14 protein-coding genes and 1 pseudogene are annotated in these 15,621 nt (G+C 63.0%); 10 read left to right on the forward strand and 5 right to left on the reverse strand.

Annotation, left to right across the window (positions count from 1 at the left end; translation table 11 throughout):
- Positions 1-22: 22 nt before the first annotated feature.
- From M5D76_RS08710 to M5D76_RS08735, 6 genes are all read left to right on the forward strand, one after another.
- A complete protein-coding gene (locus tag M5D76_RS08710; protein WP_248922992.1) occupies positions 23-607 on the forward strand; it encodes a TetR/AcrR family transcriptional regulator in 585 nt (194 codons plus the stop codon).
- A 56-nt stretch (positions 608-663) separates the two neighbouring features.
- On the forward strand, positions 664-1,665 hold the full coding sequence (locus M5D76_RS08715; RefSeq protein WP_248922993.1) for a DUF5692 family protein: 1,002 nt from the start codon (positions 664-666) through the stop codon (positions 1,663-1,665).
- Between the two features lie 152 nt (positions 1,666-1,817).
- A complete protein-coding gene (budA, locus tag M5D76_RS08720) occupies positions 1,818-2,534 on the forward strand; it encodes an acetolactate decarboxylase (RefSeq protein ID WP_248922994.1) in 717 nt (238 codons plus the stop codon).
- A gap of 155 nt (positions 2,535-2,689) precedes the next feature.
- The gene (locus M5D76_RS08725) at positions 2,690-3,556 is read left to right on the forward strand and encodes an Mrp/NBP35 family ATP-binding protein (RefSeq protein ID WP_248922995.1); all 867 of its coding nucleotides are present in this window, start codon (positions 2,690-2,692) and stop codon (positions 3,554-3,556) included.
- A 9-nt stretch (positions 3,557-3,565) separates the two neighbouring features.
- Positions 3,566-4,846 (forward strand): aminoacetone oxidase family FAD-binding enzyme, encoded by a 1,281-nt coding sequence (locus M5D76_RS08730; RefSeq protein WP_248922996.1) that lies wholly within the window; start codon positions 3,566-3,568, stop codon positions 4,844-4,846.
- A gap of 126 nt (positions 4,847-4,972) precedes the next feature.
- Entirely contained in the window at positions 4,973-6,637 is a 1,665-nt protein-coding gene (locus tag M5D76_RS08735; protein ID WP_248922997.1) for an NAD(P)/FAD-dependent oxidoreductase, read from the forward strand.
- Between the two features lie 149 nt (positions 6,638-6,786).
- Here M5D76_RS08735 and M5D76_RS08740 read toward each other — a convergent pair whose 3' ends face one another.
- Complete coding sequence (locus tag M5D76_RS08740) at positions 6,787-7,065, reverse strand: hypothetical protein (protein WP_248922998.1); 279 nt, start codon at positions 7,063-7,065, stop codon at positions 6,787-6,789.
- Positions 7,066-7,508: 443 nt separating this feature from the next.
- Between M5D76_RS08740 and M5D76_RS08745 the strand changes: the two genes are divergently transcribed.
- The 4 genes and pseudogenes from M5D76_RS08745 to M5D76_RS08755 all read left to right on the forward strand — a co-directional run bounded on the left by M5D76_RS08745 (position 7,509) and on the right by M5D76_RS08755 (position 11,554).
- Positions 7,509-8,558 carry an ISL3 family transposase gene (locus tag M5D76_RS08745; protein WP_248922999.1) on the forward strand — a complete coding sequence of 350 codons (1,050 nt, stop codon included), beginning with the start codon at positions 7,509-7,511 and terminating at the stop codon, positions 8,556-8,558.
- 485 nt (positions 8,559-9,043) lie between these two features.
- A pseudogene (locus M5D76_RS09345) lies at positions 9,044-9,184 on the forward strand (putative RNA methyltransferase); the annotation flags it as partial.
- A 63-nt stretch (positions 9,185-9,247) separates the two neighbouring features.
- Positions 9,248-9,949, forward strand: a complete 702-nt coding sequence (locus tag M5D76_RS08750; RefSeq protein ID WP_052241580.1) for a methyltransferase domain-containing protein — start codon at positions 9,248-9,250, stop codon at positions 9,947-9,949.
- A gap of 231 nt (positions 9,950-10,180) precedes the next feature.
- The gene (locus M5D76_RS08755; RefSeq protein WP_248923000.1) at positions 10,181-11,554 is read left to right on the forward strand and encodes an ISL3 family transposase; all 1,374 of its coding nucleotides are present in this window, start codon (positions 10,181-10,183) and stop codon (positions 11,552-11,554) included.
- A 1-nt stretch (position 11,555) separates the two neighbouring features.
- Here M5D76_RS08755 and M5D76_RS08760 read toward each other — a convergent pair whose 3' ends face one another.
- The 4 genes from M5D76_RS08760 to M5D76_RS08775 all read right to left on the reverse strand — a co-directional run bounded on the left by M5D76_RS08760 (position 11,556) and on the right by M5D76_RS08775 (position 15,499).
- Entirely contained in the window at positions 11,556-12,464 is a 909-nt protein-coding gene (locus tag M5D76_RS08760) for a hypothetical protein (RefSeq protein ID WP_248923001.1), read from the reverse strand.
- Positions 12,465-12,494: 30 nt separating this feature from the next.
- Positions 12,495-13,595: a hypothetical protein gene (locus M5D76_RS08765; protein ID WP_248923002.1), complete on the reverse strand. Its 1,101-nt coding sequence runs from the start codon at positions 13,593-13,595 to the stop codon at positions 12,495-12,497.
- A gap of 93 nt (positions 13,596-13,688) precedes the next feature.
- Positions 13,689-14,348, reverse strand: coding sequence for a hypothetical protein (locus M5D76_RS08770; RefSeq protein ID WP_248923003.1), 660 nt, complete (start codon positions 14,346-14,348; stop codon positions 13,689-13,691).
- Positions 14,349-14,368: 20 nt separating this feature from the next.
- On the reverse strand, positions 14,369-15,499 hold the full coding sequence (locus M5D76_RS08775) for an SPFH domain-containing protein (RefSeq protein ID WP_248923004.1): 1,131 nt from the start codon (positions 15,497-15,499) through the stop codon (positions 14,369-14,371).
- Between the last annotated feature and the right edge of the window lie 122 nt (positions 15,500-15,621).

Here is a 15,621-nt window from a genome sequence, read left to right on the forward strand (position 1 = left end):
CAGCACCGAAGAAAGGTCCACCGTGGAGTCCACGTCCGTGGCCGAGTCCCGCAAGGCCCAGATCATCACGTCGGCCAAGGCGCTCTACGAGGAGCGCGGCATCGAGCACACCTCGGTGCGCGACATCGCTCGCGAGGCAAAGATTTCGCGCAGCCTCTTCTACCACTACTTCTCCTGCAAGGAGGACGTGACCGACGCCATCCTCGACGCGTACGTGACGGGCTTCATCTCAGCCATCCGCACCTGGAACGAGGCGCGCGTCCCAGGCGACGTCTCGGGGGCCCTGCGCGAGTGCACCCGCATGCTCCGCGCGCACCTCTTTGACGACGACGGGTTCAGGACCGACCTTCTGAAGAGCAACAACGCTCTTCTCTACCAGCAGTTCACCCAGCGCGTGGCCGAGTCGCTCGCGCGCTACCTCACCGACACCACCGGGCGCGACTACGCCAAGCGCCACAAGGTCGAGATCCGCCACATGTACGAGGAGTTCTACCTGCTCGTCACCGGGCTCATCGGGTACCTGCGCTACAACCCCGACGCCTCGGAGGAGCTGATCTCGGACCTGATAGCCGACACGCTCCACCTCGACCTCTCACCTCAGAACTAAGCCGCGACGCGGCTGTTCATAGCAAGACGGTACGCACCAAAAGGAAGGAATCCGAAATGTTGTTTGACCACAGCGTCAACCTCCCGTTCCAGCTCCTGGGCTGGGTGCTGGTCTTCGTCGGCCTCATCCTGCTCAACGAGTTCGCCCGCCGCTCCAAGGTCGGCGGCCTCATCGTCTTCGGCGCCGCTCCGATTGCGATGACCATCTACTGCATCGCCATCGCCATCGGCGTGTCGCAGGGCCAGGACTGGGCCATCAACAACCCCACGCACGTCTACCAGAACAGCTGGTTCCACTACGCCAAGGTCTACGCCGCCCTCACCGGCTGCATCGGCTTCATGGTCATCAAGTACAAGTGGGGCTCCCTCGGCAAGGCCCACTGGTTCCGCGCCTTCCCGTTCGTGATCGTCGCGATCAACATCCTGATCGCCGTCGTCTCGGACTTCGAGAGCGCCTCGCACTTCTTCGCCGCTGGCGGCACCAACCCCATCACGTGGGTCACCTCCGAGGGCGTCACGCAGATCGGTGGCTGGAACAACGTCTTCAACGGCATCGCCGGCCTCATCAACATCTTCTGCATGACCGCCTGGTGGAGCGTCTACAGCTCCAAGGACGAGCACGACATGCTCTGGCCTGACATGACCTGGGTCTTCATCGTCGCCTACGACCTCTGGAACTTCTGCTACACCTACAACTGCCTGCCGACCCACGCCTGGTTCTGCGGCCTCGCCCTCCTGCTCGCCCCCACCGTGGCCAACGCCCTCTGGAACAAGGGCGGCTGGATCCAGAACCGTGCGAACACCCTCGCCATCTGGTGCATGTTCGCGCAGGTCTTCCCCTACTTCCAGGAGGAGAGCATCTTCGTGACGCACTCGACGCTCGACCCCAACGTGGCGACCGCCGTCTCCGTCGTCGCCCTCGTGGCCAACGTCGCGGCGATCATCTACATCGCCTACCGCGCCAAGAAGCTCGGCGTGAACCCCTACAAGCAGGACGTCTTCGTCGGCACCCGCGACTGGGAGCAGGCGACTGCCCGCCGCGAGGAGATCGCCGCGTAGCAGGTCCCGCACACGGGCGCGACGCACCCCGCGACGCGCCCCTGCGTTTCACGCAACAGAACGTACCGTCCAGGACGGGCCTCTCCAACGGGGCCCGTCCTTCTTCTAGACTGGACGCATGGCCGCATCAGCCGCACCCGAAGGGGGACGCCATGCCGCAGAACCGGATGTACCAAGTCTCGACCCTGCAGGCCCTCGCGCTGGGGTACAGCCGTGCCGTCGTGAGCGCGGGCGAGCTTCTCGAGAAGGGCGACTGCGGCCTCGGCACCTTCACGGGCGTCGACGGCGAGATGATCGTCATGGACGGCCAGTGCTTTCGCGCGGACCAGGACGGCCACGTGAGCGTGGTCGCGCCCGAAACGGGCATCCCCTTCGCCGCGGTCGCGACCCTCCACGGCGAGCACACCTTCGAGCTGGGCGAGATGGGCGACATCGAGGCCCTGAGGGCCGAGCTGACCGAGCGCATCGAGGGGCATTTCGGCCTGAACAGCATGCACGTGGCGCGCATCGACGGCGACTTCGAGATGGTCGACGCGCGCTCCGAGAGCCCCTACCACTCCCACCACGTCACCCTGAAGGAGATCCTCGGCAAGAACCAGAGGGCCTTCGTCTTCGACGACCTGCGCGGCTCGCTCGTGGGCGTCTACTTCCCCGACTACATGGACGGCATCAACATGCCCGGCTGGCACCTGCACTTCCTCTCCGAGGACCGCACGCTGGGCGGGCACGTCTTCGACATGCGCCTGCGCTCGGGCACGGCGCGCGTGGACAAGATCTGCAACATGGAGCTGGAGCTGCCGCGCGAGGCGGCCTTCGACACCTACGCGCTCAAGCAGGACCTGCAGGCCGAGATCAAGTCCGTGGAGTAGGGACGAGAAGAGCCCCCGCGCCGGCGCCGAGGGCGGCGCGTACGCTCCTCTCTGCCATTGAATCCCTCCCATTGGGTAGAATCGAAACGTTGCGAAAACGCGGGGCGGCGTGCCCCGATGCCGGCATGCCGGCAATGCATAGAGGAAGGTTTGACATGGCAGAGTTTGACGAGGAGGCCGTCCGCAACGACGTGGACAAGGTCTTCGGCAACAGGCCCAAGCACGAGGGGCCCGAGCGGTTCCAGACGAACGCGCATTCGTCGGTCAAGCACGTGATCGGCGTCATCTCCGGCAAGGGCGGCGTGGGCAAGTCGCTCGTGTGCGGCATCCTGGCGACCGAGCTGCGCAGGCGCGGCCACAAGGTGGGCGTGCTCGACGCCGACATCACCGGTCCGTCCATCCCCAAGATGTTCGGCCTGTCGGGCCAGCGCGCCTACGGGCAGAGCGACATGATCATCGCGCCGGAGTCGAAGGCCGGCGTCAAGATCATGAGCACGAACCTGATCCTGGAGAACGAGAACGACCCCGTGCTGTGGCGCGGCCCCATGCTCATGGGCGCCATCAAGCAGTTCTACGAGGACACGCTCTGGGAGGACATCGACTACCTGCTCGTGGACATGCCGCCGGGAACCGGCGACGTGGCGCTCACCGTGTTCCAGAGCCTGCCGATCGAGGGCGTGGTGATCGTCAGCTCGCCGCAGGACCTCGTGCAGGTCATCGTCGGCAAGGCCATCAAGATGGCCGAGATGATGAGGGTGCCCGTGCTCGGCGTCGTCGAGAACATGAGCTACATGGAGTGCCCCGACTGCGGCAGGCGCCTCGAGCCCTTCGGGCCGAGCCACCTCTCCGAGATCGTGGACGAGTTTGGCGTGGCCGACCTGGGCCGCATCCCCATCGACCCCGCCGTGGCCGCGAGCTGCGACGACGGCACGTTCGAGTCCGTCGTGCCCGAGGGGCTCATCCCCGAGGCCGTTGCCGCCGTCGAGGCGGCGGGCGCGCCCTCCGCGACGGTCGAGGGCTAGGTGAGCCGCATGTCGGGGTCCAGCAAGTCAGGAAGGCGCGTCTCGCGCGCGGCCCAGAGGGAGGCTCTTCTCGCCCAGGCGGCGAAGGTCGAGGTCGAGAAGAGCTATGACGTCGTCGTGATCGGCGGCGGGGCGGCGGGTCTCGTCGCGGCGATCAGCGCCGCGGAGGACGACGCGAGCGTGCTGGTGCTCGAGCGCGACCTTGAGTGCGGGCGGAGCATCCTGGCGACCGGCAACGGGCGCTGCAACTTCTCGAACGTCGAGCTCGACGCGGAGGCGTACAACGACCCCGAGTTCGTGTCGGCCGTCTTTGGCGGCGACGCGCTCCAGGACATCCTGGGGTTCTTCCGCGACTGCAACCTGCGCTGGGGCCTCGAGGGCGCGCGGCTCTACCCCATGTCGCGCAAGGCCGCGAGCGTGCGCAACGTGCTTTTGGCACGGGCCGAGGCGGCGGGCGTCACGCTGGCGCCGGCGCGCTCGGTGACGCTTGTGGAGACCGCGGGCGAAGATGCCGACGGACGCGGCGGGTTCGAAGTCACGTTCGACGAGGTCTTCGGCGGCGAGGCGGACTCCAGGACCGTCGAGGCGCGGTGCGTGGTGGCGGCCTCGGGCGGCGGCGCGCTTGAGGCCCTGGATGGCCTGGGGCTGGAGAGCACGACCTTCTCGGCGGCGCTCTGCCCCGTGGCATGCGAGGCCGACTTCCTGGAGGAGCTCGACGGGTGCCGCGCGCACGTGCGCGCGCAGCTGAGCCATGGGCGCTTCCCGTGCTGGAGCGAGCGCGGCGAGGTGCTGTTCCGCAGCTACGGGCTGTCGGGCATCGTGACGTTCAACATGTCGCGCGAGGTCGAGGAGGGCGACACGGTCGAGCTCGACCTGGCACCGGACCTTGGCAGCTCCGACCTGCAGCAGATCGTCGACCCCTTTGGGCGCGGCGAGTTCGTGCCCGGGTGCCTGGACGGCGTGCTCGACCCCAAGGTCGCTGCCGTGGTCGAGGGCATGGCCGAGGACTCCGAGGAGCTGATCTCGCTGGTCAAGGCCCTGCCGCTGAGGGCGACCGGGACCTGCGAGGAGGACAGCGCGCAGGTCACGCAGGGCGGCCTGGTCAACGAGCAGTTCGACGACGGCACGCTCGAGTGCTCCGAGGTGCCGGGGCTCTTCGCCTGCGGCGAGGTGCTCGACGTGGACGGCGCGTGCGGCGGCTACAACCTCTCGTGGGCGTGGAAGAGCGGCATGGTCGCCGGCGCCGCGGCCGCGAGGCGGGCCCAGAAGCTCGTGCGGGCCGCTCGGTAGCGCTGGCGGCGCCACCGTGCGAAGAGACCGTGCAGCGCACGGGCGCAACGCGACAAGCAGCTAGAATTGAGGGGCCGGGCTGGGACGCCTGGCCCCTTTTCTCACCCACGACGCACAGGAGTGACCGTGCTCGACATCTCGAACCTTCGCGTTACGCTTGACGCGCTCGACGGAACCGACGCCGCCGAGCAGCGCGCCCTGCGCCGCGCCGTGCTGCGCAAGCTGCACCTCGCCCCCGACGACCTCGTGAGCATCGAGCCGCGCAAGCGCTCAATCGACGCGCGCAAGAAGAGCGACGTGCACCTCACCTACACCGTGCGCGCGAGCCTGCGCGGCGGGGCCAACGCGGAGCGCGAGCTGATGTCGCGGCTCAAGCGCCGCCATGCGGACAAGGGCGTGCGCGTGGCCGAGGGCAGGCTCTTCTCGCTGCCCGCCGCCCCCGAGGTCAAGCCCAGGCGTCGGCCCGTCGTGATCGGCGCGGGATGCGCGGGGCTGTTCTGCGCGCTCGCGCTGGCCGAGGCCGGGCTCGAGCCGCTTCTGGTCGAGCGCGGCCAGGACGCGACGAGGCGCACGGCCGCGATCGAGCGGTTCAATGCGACCGGCGAGCTCGACGTGGAGTCGAACATCCAGTTTGGCCTGGGCGGCGCCGGCACCTTCAGCGACGGCAAGCTCGCGACCGGGACCAAGAGCCCGTCGCATCGCTACATCCTGGAGACGCTCGTGGCCGCCGGCGCGCGCCGCGACATCCTGTGGGACGCGAAGCCGCACGTGGGAAGCGACGTGCTGCCGACCGTGGTCACCAACATCCTGGCACGCATCGAGGAGCTGGGCGGCGAAGTGCGCCTGTCGTGCCGCATGAGCGAGCTGCGGATCGAGGGCTCCCCCACCCCGCACGTAGCCTCGGTCACGCTCGAGACGCGGGGCGAGGACGGGCTCCTCTCGACCGAGGAGGTCGCCGCTGACAACGTGGTCGTCGCATGCGGGCACTCCGCGCGCGACGTGTTCGAGCTGCTCCGCGAGCGCGGCGTCGCCATGGAGCGCAAGACGTTCGCGATGGGCGTGCGCATCGAGCACCTGCAGTCGATGGTCGACCGTGCGCAGTACGGCCGCGCCGCCGGGCACCCCGCGCTGGGTGCCGCTCCGTACAAGCTGGTCGCGCACCTGCCCAACGACCGCAGCGCGTTCTCGTTCTGCATGTGCCCCGGCGGCTACGTGGTCGCCGCGGCGAGCGAGGAGGGCGGCGTGGTCACCAACGGCATGAGCCTCTCGGACCGTGCGGGAACCAACGCCAACTCGGGCTTCCTGGCGAACGTCTTCCCCGAGGACCTACCTGGCGAGGACGTGCTCGCGGGCGTCGAGCTGCAGCGCTCCTGCGAGCGCGCGGCGTTTGCGGCGGGTGGTGGCGGCTATGTCGCGCCCGCCCAGCTGGTGGGCGACTTCCTGCAGGGCGTGGCCTCGAGCGCGGGCGGATCGGTCGAGCCCACCTACCCGCGCGGCGTCGCCTGGGGCGACGTTTCCGACTGCCTTCCCGACTACGTGAGCGAGACGCTGCGCGGCGCCATCCCCAAGATGGACCGCCAGCTGCATGGGTTCAACACCGCGGATGCGGTGCTCACCGGCGTCGAGACGCGCTCGAGCTCACCGGTGCGCGTCACCCGCGGCAAGGACTGCCAGTCGGTCTCGACCGCCGGGCTCTGGCCCTGCGGCGAGGGTGCAGGCTACGCAGGCGGCATCATGAGCGCCGCCGCCGACGGACTGCGCGTGGCGGCGGCGCTGGTGGAGTCTTTGTAATCGAACTGCATCACCAGACCAGAAACTCACTCGCTTCGCCCTGACTCGATCAAATTGAATATGAAACCATTTCGCATTCAATCAGTAGAGCGGCACCCAAAATAGCTTATATCTTGGGTGCCGCTTGTCCTTTGACCTTCACTTCACGTTTATTCAGCTAGTGGATGAGCCAGCTGACCATCAATCTCCTCGATGGATTCGATCAGCTCATTTCTACGCGCCTCAATTTGCCCTAGCCGCTCTTTCATAGGGGCCATGATTTCTTTCACACGCTCGTTCAACGAGTCAATTTCATCCTGCTTGGCTTTCTTCTCCTTCATCGCGAAGAAACCAAGCTCTCCCTTCTCCTTTTCAAGTAACGCAATCCTCGCATCGCATTGCGCTTTTTCCTGGCTCTTCGGTGGTTTCTGTGGGAGAGATCCCGGCATGGGCCCAGCTCAGCGGGCGAAAACAACGATCTGGAACTGAAACGGCCCCGGGAGGGGCCGTTTCCGCTTCATCCGCCTATGATTGCTAAGCCAAATTCAGACAACCGAAGAGGTGTGGCGCATGAAGAGTCTGCTGCTTCTCGCCCTCGGTCTGGCCCGCACGGTCGTCCTGGGCGCGCGCATCGAGGCCGAGCGCACCGTCGTGAGCGTCCGGCCCCACAAGCGCGAGCAGCGCCGCTGCCCCGTATGCGGCAGGGCCTGCGACTTCTGCGACATGGCGAGCCGCGGGGCCCCAGGCTGTGGAGGGCGATGGACCTGGCGCGCTCGGCCTGCTACCTGGAGTACGCGCCCTGCAGGGTGCGCTGCCCGGAGCACGGCGTGCGCGCCGAGGCCGTCCCCTGGGCGCGGCACGGGGCGCGCTTCACGCGGACTTCGAGGACTGGGTGGCGTGGCTGGCGGTCCGCTGCACCGCCCCGGCGGTCTCCGAGCTCGCCCGCGTCGAGTGGCACGGCGTGGGCGGCGCGTGCAGGCGCGTCTACGCCGAGCTGGAGGCCGCGCGCGGCGCCTCGAGGCTCGACGGCGTGCGCCGCATCGGCATCGACGAGACGTCGTACAAGAGGGGCCACGGGTACGTCACGGTGGTCGTCGGCCACGACCGCGGCTGCCTCGTCTGGGCGCACGAGGGCACCGGCAAGGACGTGCTCAACCTGTTCCTCGACGGGCTCGCGCGCGAGCAGAGGCGCGCCATGGAGGCGGTGGCCGCCGACGGCGCGAGGCGGATAGGGCAGCTGGCCAAGCGCCGCTGCCCCAACGCGAGGTGGGTCATGGACCCCTTCCACGTGGTCCAGTGGATGAACGGCGCGCCCGACGCCGTGCGCTGCGGGGAGTGGAACGCCGCCAGGGCCGCCGCCAGGGCCGCCAGGCCCAGGCCCGAGGGCAAGCGCGGCAGGCCTGCCAAAGGCGAGCTGCCGCCCGAGGAGGTCAGGGCGCTCGGGGAGGAGGCGGCCTCCATCAAGGGCAGCCGCTACGCGCTCGTGAAGAGCCCCGAGGACCTCACCGACGGCCAGAGGGCGAGGCTCGAGGCGCTCAAGAAGAGGGCCGGCTCGCGGCTGGTCAGGGCCTGGGAGCTCAAGGAGGACCTGCGGGCCGTCTTCCGGGCAGCCGACGGCTCCGAGGCCGCCGAGCTGCTCGACGACTGGATGCACAGGGCCGCCTGCTGCAAGATCGCCAAGGTCGTCGCCGTGGAGAAGAAGGTGCGCCGCCGGCGCGACGACATCATCGCCGCAGTCGAGCTCGGCATCAGCAACGGGCGCGTAGAGGCCATCAACAACAAGATCAAGGTGACGGTGAGGATGGGCTACGGCTTCCGCAACACCGACAACCTCGTGGCCCTGCTCATGCTCAGGTGCGGCGACTGCCAGCCCCAGCTCCCGGGTCGCCCGGTGAAGGCGAGGAAGAAGGGCGTGAAGGGAGCGAAGAGCGTTGCTGCCTAGGCTAGCCCCTTGTCACACAAACTACCGAAGCCTCCTTTTTTCACCTGCTGAAGGTTATCAATCTTCTTATTGAGTATCTCGGCATTCTTTCTTCTGCCAATGCCCTGGCGGGCAGATCCACCCCCCTTTCGGCTGGTTCGGGGGCACAGGCATGCCCTGACGGGCAGATCCACCGCCCTTTCGGCTGGTTCGGGGTCGCAGGCATGCCCTGGCGGGCAGATCAGCGCCTTTTCGGCAGGTTCGGGGGCGCAGGCATGCCCTGACAGACGGCTGCATTGCCCATATGCGTTTTGCGCGCGAGGACCCTGTTGCTCCTGTCAAAAGCGTGGCGAAATGAAGTGGCCCAAAAGAGGGCAGCAGAATACCGAAATCCCAGCTTGAAATAGCTCAGCTATTTGTCACTGTGCGGTTCTGCCTGCTGTGATTAGCCATGCACTGCTGGGGAAGACTCATCCGCTAGAATTGCTTGGACGAAAGGAGACGCAATGGTACTCGACAGATACGCGCGATTTGCTGACAGCGCCGACGTGCTCTCTTGCCCCCTTTGCCACAGCGCCCTGAAGCTGCAGGAAGGGAGCCTCGTATGTCCGAAGAGGCACTGCTTCGATATCGCAAAGCAGGGGTACGTAAACCTTCTAGGGCCCTCCAGGCAGTCAGCCCACTACAGCAAAGAATCCTTTGAGAGCCGCATGGCAATCCTGGAGGCAGGGTATTACGACCACGTGAAAGAAGCCGTCCTCACCGCGGTAGGAAGGGCCCTTTCCCCAAGCGAGGGTCCTGCAGCTGTGAACGCGACGCCATTCCGCGTGCTCGACGCGGGATGCGGAGAAGGCTTCTATGCACGTGCAATCCGAGAAAACCTCTGTGTCGACGTGGTGGCGTTTGACCTCTCAAAAGACGCCATGCTGATGGCGGCCCGCCACGATTCCAGAAAGGCGGTCAAATGGCTGGTTGGCGACCTGACGAACATCCCCGTGCTGAAAGGCTCCATCAACTGCGTGGTGGACGTATTCGCTCCCTCGAACTACGACGAATTCAAGCGCGTTCTCACCCCAACCAGAAACGCCTCCGCGCCAGGAGTGCTGGTCAAAGTGGTTCCAGGCAGCAATCATCTTACGGAGCTGCGCCACCTTGCTGAAGGATCTTTGCGCAGCAAGGAATACTCAAACCAGCTGGTGACCGATTGCTTTGAGAAGCACTTCAAGATGACCGACCGCATCAAGGTGACGCGCACCTTCGAGATGTCCGAAAGGGACGTCCGCGTGTTCGCCGAGATGACGCCGCTGCTGTTCGGCATCGACGCGGAGTCCCTAAATCTATCGCGTGTGAAAAGCATCACCATCGAGGCTGAATTGCTGGTGGGCACCCCTCGCTCCCAAGGCCCTTCATGAGCTCAGCCAGCTCATCATCCTCTTAATTGCAGGGCTGAAGGACAGCCCTTGTCAACCGCCCCAGAAGAAATCTGGCTCTTCGGTGGTTTCTGTGGGAGAGATTCCGGCATAGGCCCAGCTCAGCGGGCGAAAACAACGATCTGGAACTGAAACGGCCCCGGGAGGGGCCGTTTCCGCGTCATCCGCCTATGATTGCTAAGCCAAATTCAGACAACCGAAGAGGTGTGACGCATGAAGAGTCTACTACTTCTCGCCCTCGGTCTGGCCCGCACGGTCGTCCTGGGCGCGCGCATCGAGGCCGAGCGCATCGTCGTGAGCGTCCGGCCCTACAAGCGCGAGCAGCGCCGCTGCCCCGTATGCGGCAGGGCCTGCGACTTCTACGACATGGCGAACCGCGGGGCCCCCAGGCTGTGGAGGGCGATGGACCTGGCGCGCTCGGCCTGCTACCTGGAGTACGCGCCCTGCAGGGTGCGCTGCCCGGAGCACGGCGTGCGCACCGAGGCCGTCCCCTGGGCGCGGCACGGGGCGCGCTTCACGCGCGACTTCGAGGACTGGGTGGCGTGGCTGGCGGTCCGCTGCACCGCCTCGGCGGTCTCCGAGCTCGCCCGCGTCGAGTGGCACAGCGTGGGCGGCGTGTGCAGGCGCGTCTACGCCGAGCTGGAGGCCGCGCGCGGCGCCTCGAGGTTCGACGGCGTGCGCCGCATCGGCATCGACGAGACGTCGTACAAGAAGGGCCACAAGTACGTCACGGTGGTCGTCGACCACGACCGCGGCTGCCTCATCTGGGCGCACGAGGGCACCGGCAAGGACGTGCTCAACCTGTTCCTCGACGAGCTCACGCGCGAGCAGAGGCGCGCCATAGAGGTGGTGACCGCCGACGGCGCGAGGTGGATAAGGCAGCTGGTCAAGCGCCGCTGCCCCAACGCGAGGTGGGTCATGGACCCCTTCCACGTGGTCCAGTGGATGAACGACGCGCTCGACGCCGTGCGCTGCGAGGAGTGGAACGCCGCCAGGGCCGCCGCCAGGGCCGCCAGGCCCAGGCCCGAGGGCAAGCGCGGCAGGCCTGCCAAAGGCGAGCTGCCGCCCGAGGAGGTCAGGGCGCTCGAGGAGGAGGCGGCCTCCATCAAGGGCAGCCGCTACGCGCTCGTGAAGAACCCCGAGGACCTCACCGACGGCCAGAGGGCGAGGCTCGAGGCGCTCAAGAAGAGGGCCGGCTCGCGGCTGGTCAGGGCCTGGGAGCTCAAGGAGGACCTGCGGGCCGTCTTCCGGGCAGCCGACGGCTCCGAGGCCGCCGAGCTGCTCGACGACTGGATGCACGGGGCCGCCTGCTGCAAGATCGCCAAGGTCGTCGCCGTGGAGAAGAAGGTGCGCCGCCGGCGCGACGACATCATCGCCGCAGTCGAGCTCGGCATCAGCAACGGGCGCGTAGAGGCCATCAACAACAAGATCAAGGTGACGGTGAGGATGGGCTACGGCTTCCGCAACACCGACAACCTCGTGGCCCTGCTCATGCTCAGGTGCGGCGACTGCCAGCCCCAGCTCCCGGGTCGCCCGGCGAAGGCGAGGAAGAAGGGCGTGAAGGGAGCGAAGAGCGTTGCCGCCTAGGCTAGCCCCTTGTCACACAAACTACCGAAGCCTCTTTTTCCTCCATTCCCGGCAGCTGACCTTCTTCCGTCTTTAGGGCAAGGAGCTGCTCATTAAGCTCTGACTTCTTTTTCTTCAGATTCGCCTTTTCTACTGGATGCTCGGCCCAATACTCTTTAGCCTGTTTCTCTTGCAAAACAGCAAGCTCGCGCTGCTCATCCTTAATCCAGTCTCTCAATAGATTCTTTTGAGAGAAATCCAAGTAATCACGATTGAGAGCGGAAGAGAAAAGACCGATTAGCGCTTCATGCAGGTAGGGGTGATCATCTACTTGCTTGATGTTTTCTATTGACTTTGCAAACTGGACGATAAGGTCGACAAACAAAGCGTAAGTGTCGCTTTTGTTGTCTCGAACTACGACACCGTAGCCGTTTTTCCACTCGCTGAAGACAAACCCACTGCAGAGCATTTCTGCCAAGTCATCAGCCATGCTCATTATGGCCTCACGATTCTCGTCCTGCCGCTCGGGTTTGTAATGGTCGTCAATTATTGAAATGCAATTAGAAAGCACGTTAAACGCAGATTCCCTTTTGTAAATATCGCCATCAACAAGCGACGCCTTTGCCTTGCCATACGCACTGTAGAAGATGGCCTCGATATTATTAGGATCATTCTGCTCGACGAGGTTGTAATACTTCTCGGTTTCCTCCCAATCTTCCTTCTCTTTTGCACGGCGCGCATTGGCAAGATAACGTTGAACAAACTCAGAATTATCGACCTTGACGGTTCCAGTCACGTCAACCGTGCCCTCTACCATCATCTTTTTTGCTTCCTCAACCGTGTACTTACAACCGCAGGATTGACAAATGAAGACACCTCCGTCCTTCATAAGGTCGGTTCCGCCGCACATCTCACATGTCAGTTGCTTCATTGTTCCCTCCCAAGGTCGATTGTTAATCCATTACGCACCATTCAGACGCTTGTCGATCTTCTCGATGCTCCGCAACAGCTCTCCTCTTCGCGCCTTGATATTTATGAGTAATCCACTTTGAGAACCGTCTATTTGTTCAACGCGTTTCTCCAATGACTTAATCTCGTCCTGCCGAGCCTTCTTTTCTTTCACTTCAAAAATCCCGAGATTGCTTATCTCGTTTTTCAAGAAGCGGATTCTCTCTTCGCATTCAGTCTTTTCAGCCACCCCGGGCAACCCGCGCTCTTCCTCCTTCAGCTCATTGAGCTGTTTTTCAAAGGCGGACCTTTGGCTCTCTAAAGATGCCCTCTCCTCTGGATGCTTTGCCCAATATTTCCGCGCTGTTTTCCTACGGAGCGCTCTAAGCTGACGCTCCTCCAACTGAATCAACTGCCTCATATTTGCGCTGCTGATATAGCTGCACTGCTTGCCAACGTTGTACAAGCCGATCATTGCCTCATGAAGATAGGGACGATCATCAATCTTCTTGATGTTGTCTATCGAATCCGAAAACTGCTTAACCAGATCCCTAAATAGCGCATGCGTCGCTTCTATAGTGCCCACCTTGAAAATGGAGTCGGGGGTGCGAACTCTTGACTCCGTCGAATAAACGAAGCGACTCACGAGCATGTCTCCCAAATCAGCAGACATGCTCTCAATCGCTTCGATGTTCTCGCTTAGTCGTTCCGGCCTGTAGTGGTCATCGATCACCGAGATGCAGTTGGACAGGACTTTAAACGCCGCCTGCCGCTTATAAATATCTTCATCGAGAAGCGAGAGCTTCGCCTTACCGTACGCACTGTAGAAGATGGCCTCAATATTGTCTGGGTCGTTCTGCTCGACCATGTTGTAGTATTTTTCCACCTCCTCCCAGTCCTCCTTTTCCTTCGCCCTGCGCGCATTGGCAAGGTAGCGTTTGACGAACTCGGAGTTGTCAACGTGGACTGTTCCGGTCACCTCGACCGTGCCCTCCACCATCATTCGCTTTGCCTCTTCGACCGAGTACTTGCAGCCGCATGACTGGCAAACGAAGACGCCGCCGTTCTTCACGAGGTCGGTGCTGCCGCACATCTCACAGGCCAATTGCTTCATTGCCGCCCCCATCAACTCCCGCCAACCAAAAAAGTCAACCGCCCCAACCGATTACTCAAGCGCAATCGCTCCTGCGCAGGGTCAGATAACTACTTACTTAGACTCCTTTAGCACGTACGCTCTCTCGTCAAACAGACGCCCCAGCTCCTCGAGCTGTCTCGCATCGCTGACTCCGCTTTCGTCTAGCTGTTTGACTCGCTCATCTATTGCCTTGTCAAGCATTTCAGCTTCGGGAGTGCTGCGAATGTCACAAAATCGCGATTTGTCGACCACGGCCTCGATCAGGGGAGCAAGCTCAGGATCATAGTTACCTCTTGCTTGAATTCGGCGCAGTCTCAATCCGATGTCTCGCATGCAGGAGCAATCGCTCTCAACGCGCCCCTCCACATCTACCGCGTGCCGCACACCGCCGCGCGCTGCCAACAATCCAATAACGCTGAGTGCAAGCAGAGCTACACCTACAACGACTTGGATGCCGCTAGCGGCAGAAAAGAGAAACGTGAAAACAAAACCAACCGCCATCTGCGTGACCAAACAGACAGCCGGCACAAGTGCCATCGGGTAGGTTTTGAACAAGCCTTCGGGCCCATCTTCACGCATGCCAAAACTAGCGACAGTAAAGATGAAAGCCTGAATCAGTACAAATGCGAGATTCGTCCATAGCATGCTCGTATGCGGAGCGAGCAGAATGACGATCACCGCATAGCTAGCGCACAGAATGAGCGTTGCCGCAATAACGTATCGCTTATTCATCGCATCACCCGTCCCTATCGCTATGACCTTCTCGTGCCGCATTCAGGACAGAACTTGTCGGTTGGTTGGAAGGGCCTCCCACACCCTGGGCAAAACTTCGCCCCAGTAGATGCACCCTGCGTCACGTCACTCGGCCCTGCCGCAGTCACCGCCTGCCCGGGACCACCAAAGCCCTGGCCCATGGCGTCCGACACCGCGCCACCGACCGCACCGCCGACCGTACCGCCGACTCCGGCCATCATGCCCAAGCCGATCCCCATGTTTGAAAACTCGCCTACGGCCTCATTCGAGGCGGCGCGCTCCGCGACATCGAAACCCCTCTCCTGTTGATAGGTGTAGCCCTCAAGTCGTCGCTTGTCCGCCATTGCCGTAGCCTCGATAACGGTCTTCTTCGCCTCGGTTTCCTGATTGATAACACCCACCTGCTGCTCAATCTGAGCCTCGCGGACGTCGGCATACTGACGGAAGTAGAGGTCGCGAAACTTCTCGTAGATTGGATCCCCCTCGGGACGCATAATCGTTGTCACAAGAAACTGGGTAAGGTCGAGTCCATACTCGGAAAAATCGGTCTGAAGACGGCTCTTTACATCGTTCGACAGCTCTTCCAAATGTGCGTCCAACTCGAAGATGTTGAGCTTCTGGCTTTGGATTGCCTGAACCAATGCGACCTTTACCCGCGTCTGCAAGAACGCCTTGAAATAGCTTATGAGCTTGTCCTGTGAGAGAACGGCCTCGGTACCGACAATCTTTATGAGCAGTTTCTTGGCCTCACGCACGGCCAGCGCCATTTCTCCCGAAGCCCCAATCGAGAGAGGAAAGCCAAACTCTGGCTCCATATACTGCACCTTGGAGCTCGTGCCCCAGGAGATTCCCATCTGCTCGGTAAGGTTCACGAAGTAGACTTCGGCATGGAATGGCGACACGCCACCAGAGGGCAAGTTGACGACCTTGTTTATCAAGGGAAGGTTCTGGGTCTCCAATGTATGGCGTCCTGGGCCAAACAGATCCAATGCCTGGCCGTTCATGAAGAACATGGCTTCCTGGGACTCGTGAACGATGAGCTGCGAGGATGTGTTGAAATCCTCGCTGGGATGCTTCCAAACGAAGGTGTGGTTATCCCCCTCATACTTGATAACGTCGATGATGCTCATGGCAGGGTACCCCTATCGAAAAGTACACATTTTGATGTGTGTGCGTGTATCCGATTAACGGAGGCCGCTGGCCCGATGAAAAGGAGAAATGCCGCTTTGCACCATTTACAATCGATTCAAGG

Origin of the sequence: Olsenella intestinalis (assembly GCF_023276655.1) — a bacterium.
GTDB lineage: Bacteria > Actinomycetota > Coriobacteriia > Coriobacteriales > Atopobiaceae > Olsenella_J > Olsenella_J intestinalis.